Source organism: Acinetobacter sp. Colony158 (genome assembly GCF_019264745.1).
GTDB lineage: Bacteria > Pseudomonadota > Gammaproteobacteria > Pseudomonadales > Moraxellaceae > Acinetobacter > Acinetobacter ursingii.
Map to the genome: position 1 here is coordinate 1 of NZ_CP078523.1, position 6,618 is coordinate 6,618.

Consider the following 6,618-nt stretch of genomic DNA (forward strand, 5'->3'; position numbering starts at 1 on the left):
TTATCCACCTGTACCGAGTCGGCAAAGCCCGGATGTGCAGGGCCGCAGTGATAACATTCTAAATAGTTATCCACGATCACTTTCCAGTTGGCAGGTGTTTCCGTTACGAAACGTGCAGCCAGTTTCAAGTCTTTGATTACGGCACAAGCTTCATTCAGTTTTTGTGCAAATTCAGGCAACTGATCTTCAACACAAGTGGCATTTTCATCCATATTAATAAAGACAAAACCACCATATTCTTCAACTTTTAACGGCACCATGCTGGAGTTTTGCTTGTCAAAAGACTCAACATGATCACAGTTACGTGCTAGTGCCAAGCTACCATCCAGCTTGAATGTCCATGCATGATAGGGACAGGTAATCACGTTTTTGGCTTTACCACTGCCGCTTAACAGCTCATGACCACGATGTGGGCAGACATTATAGAACGCACGTAATACGCTGTCTTTGCCACGAATCACGATAATATTTTCACCAATCACCTTACGGGTAATATAGTCATTGGCTTGGGCAACTTCACTGCCATGTGCCACGCAAATCCAACTTTTCGCAAAAATTTCTTCTTTTTCACGCTCAAACACCTGAGATGAGGTATAGAACACTTTTGGAAATGTCCATGCCACATCTGGGTTTGAACAGAAATCTTCTGGTAATTTTTCAACTGCATTCATGGTTTTACTCCATTAAAATGTTTTGTCCTAAAGACTGTTTTATCAAAATTGGCTGATGTTCAAATCACTTGAACATTTGCTTTAACGAACTCAGCATCTGCTGATATAAATCCTGCACCACAGGACAATCCCGTACTAAACGTAAACTGCCATGTAGTAATCCTTTGCCGAGATAAAACTCGGCCGCAATATTGGCTTGTTTTAACTTGTCCACGAAAATACGCCCGTCATCACTCAGTGGATCGTATTCAGCTACCGCAACAAAGCTACGTGGCATGTCACTCAAATCTTCTGCCAAAAGTGGTGTTAAACGAGTGTCCTGCCAGTCGCTTTCATTCGGTGCATATTCTTTCAGGTAATAATGCATTTCCTCTAAGCTCAGTAACGGTGCATGTGCATGTTGCTGGCAAGATGCAGTATCAAAACTGCTGCCCAAACAAGGATAGATCAAAGCCAGACCACGTGCCTGCACGCCTGTATATTGTAACTGAACCGCCAATGCCGCAGCTAAATTGCCTCCTGCACTGTCGCCTGCTAACACAATCTGCGTTGGATCAATGTTCCAATCTGCACCATGTTCACGTAGCCAGTGATAGACCGTTTCACAATCTTCATAAGCAGCTGGAAAATGATGTTCAGGCACCAAACGATAATCGACACTCAGTACCGCAACATTTAAATCACGGCATAAATAGCGGGTGATAAATTCATGTGAATCCAGATTACCCAGCATCCAGCCACCACCATGGATAAACAGAATACAAGGCCAACCCGCTTCAGGTGCCTCACCCAGTGGGGAATACAACCGAACACTGACGGGATGAGTGGCATGCGCAACGGTTTTATCTTCAATATTGACCGCACCATCGCGTGGCAAGGTGTAATGCAGGCACATGGCATCGTAGGCTGCACGAATTGAATCAATATCGTTATCCGCTGCTGAATAAATGCTGCTCCAATACACCAGACTTTGCATTTCTTCGCTTAACTCATAGCGCGTGTTCGGTTGCTGTGTCATGACAATTCCTTTTGACTGCTTTTATGTGCTAGTGCGGTTGCCGCAATATCAATCTGCATCTGTTGATTTGAGTCAGTATGCTCAAGTGCTTCCAAGTCATTAAAGCTATTCTGCTCGATCAAATGTGATGGCACCTTGGAATAATCCTCAATCAGCCACTTCACCAAACCATAAGTCTGTACCATAATAATCACAATAAACGGTAAGGCAGTCACAATGGTGGCAGTTTTCATGGTGTCTAACGGCGCCTTAGAGAAGATCATCGCAATCGGCACTAGTGTTAACATCAGACACCAAAACAAACGCGCATTCGGAGATGGATCTTGCCCTTCACTTAAACCACGGGTACAGGTTGCAGAAACTGCATAGCCCACCGCATCCATATGTGCTGCAAGGAAAATCACCATAATGCCAAGGAACAACCACATCATCAGCTTGCCTGCTGGCAATAAGCCCAACAGTTGACCAATTGCCACTTCACCGCCTTGCTGACTCAAGATTTGCGGTACATTGACCATGCCGTGAATAAAGCTATGAACGCTGTAATTTTCAAATACGCCAAAGATGAACCATAAACCAACGCTACCGCCGATGACCATGGCAAGAATCACTTCTTTAATGGTTCGGCCTTTTGAGACACGTGTTACGAATAGCGCGACACCGGGTGCATAAGAAATCCACCATAACCAATAGAACACCGTCCATTCACGGGTGAATTTTCCATCGCCCATCGGGTCGGTAAACAGACTCATATCGACAAAGTTAGTCGCCATCAGACCAAAACTCATCAATGAATTATTCATAATGAATTGGGTTGGCCCAAAGCAGAGCACGTAGATCGCGAACAGCACCACACCCAAGCACACCATATGACTCAAACGCTGCATGCCTTTATCCATACCGACATAGGAGCTGAGTGCAAATAACACCGACACCGCCAATATAATGATGACTTTGGTCATGAAGGTATTGGGAATACCCGTGAGTTGCGACAGAATGTTGGTAAAAGTGACCGCAGTCAAAACCAGTGAAATGGTCAAGGCACCAAACATACACAGCAAGAACATCAGATCAACGACACGTCCAACAGGTCCTGTCGCTTTAAAGCCAGTGACCGCTTCCACCATTGACGCTAAGCTCAGGCCTTTATTCTTTCTGACATGGTAGCTGTAACACAGTGAAATCGATGCCAAAGCATAGATTGACCATGCACTCAAACCAGAGTGAAAGAAAGAATAAGCCACGCTGTATTTCAATGCTGCTGTCGATTCAGGGGCTAAATTTAAACCTGGGGTCTGGTAGTAATAGGCCCAGTCCAAAAAACCCCAGTACAAGGTTGAAGATCCTATCCCCGACAAAATGAACATGAAAATCCATGACATGGTACTGTATTGGGGCTTACCTTCACCAAGCTTGATTTTGCCGTATTTGCTAAAGGCCAAACCGAAGGTAAAAATAATTGATAAAAACGTAAATAAAAGCACTGGCGTGGTAACCACCGACGTGGTCCACTGCATCCATTTTGCAGCCAGTTGTATTGATTCAGATGAGTAGATTGCCAAACCAGCCACCGATGTAAATACAACGGCAAGACTGGTGATCGCAAGCGTCTTATCTGTATAAGGTTTTGTAATTTGATTATCCATATCTATTCAATCCATCTCGGATAGTGACTATTCCCTCAGGGGTACTTACTCCATTGCGAATAAATCCATTTTTTGCTGAGTCAAACAGGATGCAATCGCATCACCCACTTCATAGGTCTTGGCAGTTCCACCGACATCAGGCGTTTTCGGGCCATGCACCAACACATGCTCAATTGCCTGCATGATTTCCTGTCCTGCCTGAATGACCTGCTCATCTCCATCTGCCAAGAAATCCAACATCATCGCACCCGACCAGATCGCCGCAATCGGATTGGCAATTTGCTGACCGTAAATATCAGGTGCTGAACCATGTACAGGCTCAAACAATGACGGGAATTTACGTTCAGGGTTGAGGTTTGCCGAAGCCGCCAAACCAATGGTACCCGTGCATGCAGGGCCTAAATCCGACAAGATGTCACCAAATAAATTCGATGCCACCACCACATCAAAACGCTCAGGCTGTAGAACAAAACGTGCCGCTAAAATATCGACATGCTGTTTATCTGCCTTGATCTGTGGATAGCGTTTTGCCATTTCATCGACACGTTCGTCCCAGTACGGCATGCTGACTGCAATGCCATTAGATTTGGTCGCAGCCGTGATTTTTTTAGCCTCACGCTGATCAGCAAATTCAAATGCATATTTTAAAATACGGTCAACACCATGACGGGTAAACACCGCTTCCTGCAAGACAAACTCACGATCAGTACCTTCAAAGGCTTTACCACCAATGGCAGAATACTCACCTTCGCTGTTTTCACGCACCACATAAAAATCGATATCGCCCGGTTGCTTGCCAGCCAATGGACATTTCACCCCAGACATTAACCGAACAGGACGTAAATTCACATACTGATCAAAACAACGACGGAACTGGAGTAATGATCCCCATAGTGAAATGTGATCAGGCACCTTTTCAGGCCAACCCACCGCACCAAAGAAGATAGCATCATATTCCTGTAAGACTTCGAACCAGTTATCTGGCATCATTTTGCCGTGTTCAAGGTAATAATCGCAGCTGGCCCAATCGAAGCTATCCATTTGAACTTGAATGCCATATTTATCTACTGCCGCCTTTACAACCTTGATGCCTTCTGGTAGAACTTCTAACCAATCCCATCACCCGCAATCGTGGCAACTTTATACTTTTTTGCCATAACGCTCCCTTACACCTTTGGTTAATATCCTTAGCTGTAAACATGCTGTTTTCAGCAACAATGATCAATAAGAAAACTATCACCCCAATGGACACGGATCGTGAATAATCTACCTAACCTATCGGATTTAAAGGTTTTTTGCACAGTCGCCAAACGCAAGAGTTTTGTCGATTCAGCTGAGGAGCTGGGTGCTTCACCTGCATTTATCAGTAAACGCATCAATATTTTAGAAACCAACCTGAACTGCAAACTATTTCATCGCAGTACCCGCCATGTCAGTTTGACCGAAGATGGCAAACTCATTTTGGATCGTGTATCAAATATTCTGGATGAATTTGATGAAATCAGTGAACTGGTGAATAACCCCTTAAGCACGCCCACAGGTCATCTCGACATTGTCAGCAGCTTCGGTTTTGGGCGAAAGCATATTGCGCCGATCTTATCTAAATTGATGACCATGTATTCCAAACTCGAAATTCAGTTTGATACCATCGATAACACCAAAGACCTGATTCAACACAGCATTGATCTGGATATTCGCATTGGCAATGATATTGCCCCCAATATGATCGCTAAAAAATTAGCATCTAATTTTCGGATTTTCTGTGCATCACCTAGCTATCTAATGAAAAATGGAATACCTGAAAGTCTAGAAGATCTGCGGACTCATGATTGTTTAACTATTAGTGAACGTGACCAATCCTCAGTGCTGTGGAAACTTCGTCATTGGTCAGAAGATCGGTCAGTACACGTTACTCCACGTTTCGTATCTAATAACGGTGAAATTATTCACCAATTAACCGAGGGGCATGGTATTATCCTACGTTCAATCTGGGATGTGGCTGATGAATTGATTAGCGGTCAGTTACAGCATATCTTGCCTCAGTACTGGCAAGATGCTGATGTTTGGGCGGTGTATCCTTCACGTTTAAAAAGTTCATCTAAACTACAGACCTGTATCCTATTTATTCAAAATGAACTGATCAACCGTTTACAACATATTCAGAATCTAAGTCGTGGTCAGTTGATCCAACCGATTGAACCAATCACCCAACAGACAGAAAAAGTCTTTTTATAGTAAAGAAGCCAGCCTCATGATTAAATTTGGCTGGCCTTATACATGGGATTGACGGCTTTAGAAATAATAGCCAATCGATAAATAAAATAACTTATTCCATTGATTACTATCACCTTGAGCAAGTCCATCTGCACCACTACCTGTCATGGGATCATTACGACTCAAGATATATTCTCCCTGTATTCCCACTTTTTTATAGTTAAAATATAAACCCGCAATTAAACGATCAGAATCTTGATATCCAGATTCATCTTTATAGAAACGACTATAAGATACATATGGCTTAATATTTTCTAACTGATGGAAGGGCTTGGCAAAAGTATAATTAATCTCATTAGCCATATATTGGCCTTTATTGGCGACTTGATAGGGATAATCAAATGCCCCAATCGTTGAAGTGTTTGGCAGCAAATCATCGCCATTTTTGATATTTTGCTCTCCAAATAAAAATAACCATTGCCACGCCTGATAATTAGTGGTGCTAAAAATGCTCCATGTACGACGATTTCCATGTTGATCAGTACGATGATTTTGCAGTTCTGAATACCAGTACGATCCTCCAATTTCAGTCGAAAAGTTTTCTGTAGCATTCAATTCAAATTTCCGTGAAAAACGTGTGATCCACATATTTTTCTCATCAATATCGGTGCCTTGAGTCAAATCATCAGCTTCAACGAAGTTACCACTATAACGACTGGAATCTTTAGAAGTCCCTTTATAATTTCCACCATCAGTAGGATAAAAACCTAAAATAAAATTGTATTGATCATCCTTAAATTGATACTTCATCCCTAAATTTTGAATATCTTCTAGCCCTACAGTATTGAGCAAAGTTTCATAATAGCTATTGCCCCATAGTCGTCCAAATCCAAAATCGACTGATTGAAAACCAACTGAGATGCGCTGCTGATTTGAAATTTTATAACCTGCCCATGCATCTTTTAAAAATAATGCGTCACATAATCGATGATATTGATAGCAACGCAAATCTAATGATGCAATCCAATCTGGATTTTCATAGATTAAAACTGTTTTAATATCAGCAAGT

General features: G+C 42.6%; 4 protein-coding genes and 2 pseudogenes. 1 reads left to right on the forward strand and 5 read right to left on the reverse strand.

The window, feature by feature from the left end; translation table 11 throughout:
- Nucleotides 1–2: 2 nt before the first annotated feature.
- The 4 genes and pseudogenes from cntA to JR005_RS00020 all read right to left on the reverse strand — a co-directional run.
- Nucleotides 3–671, reverse strand: a pseudogene (gene cntA, locus JR005_RS00005) (carnitine monooxygenase subunit alpha); the annotation flags it as partial.
- A gap of 64 nt (nucleotides 672–735) precedes the next feature.
- Complete coding sequence (locus JR005_RS00010) at nucleotides 736–1,689, reverse strand: alpha/beta hydrolase (protein ID WP_218665333.1); 954 nt, start codon at nucleotides 1,687–1,689, stop codon at nucleotides 736–738.
- Nucleotides 1,686–3,341: a BCCT family transporter gene (locus JR005_RS00015; protein WP_218665774.1), complete on the reverse strand. Its 1,656-nt coding sequence runs from the start codon at nucleotides 3,339–3,341 to the stop codon at nucleotides 1,686–1,688. Before JR005_RS00015 ends, JR005_RS00010 begins: the two co-directional genes overlap by 4 nt.
- A gap of 39 nt (nucleotides 3,342–3,380) precedes the next feature.
- Nucleotides 3,381–4,492 (reverse strand): annotated as a pseudogene (locus JR005_RS00020) (tartrate dehydrogenase).
- A gap of 100 nt (nucleotides 4,493–4,592) precedes the next feature.
- On the opposite strand from JR005_RS00020, the gene JR005_RS00025 reads away from it, so the two are divergent.
- Complete coding sequence (locus tag JR005_RS00025) at nucleotides 4,593–5,570, forward strand: LysR family transcriptional regulator (RefSeq protein ID WP_125269128.1); 978 nt, start codon at nucleotides 4,593–4,595, stop codon at nucleotides 5,568–5,570.
- Between the two features lie 57 nt (nucleotides 5,571–5,627).
- On the opposite strand, the gene JR005_RS00030 is transcribed toward JR005_RS00025, so the two are convergent.
- Nucleotides 5,628–6,618, reverse strand: a 991-nt coding sequence (locus JR005_RS00030) for a hypothetical protein (protein ID WP_228731720.1), incomplete at its 5' end; no start/stop codon positions are given.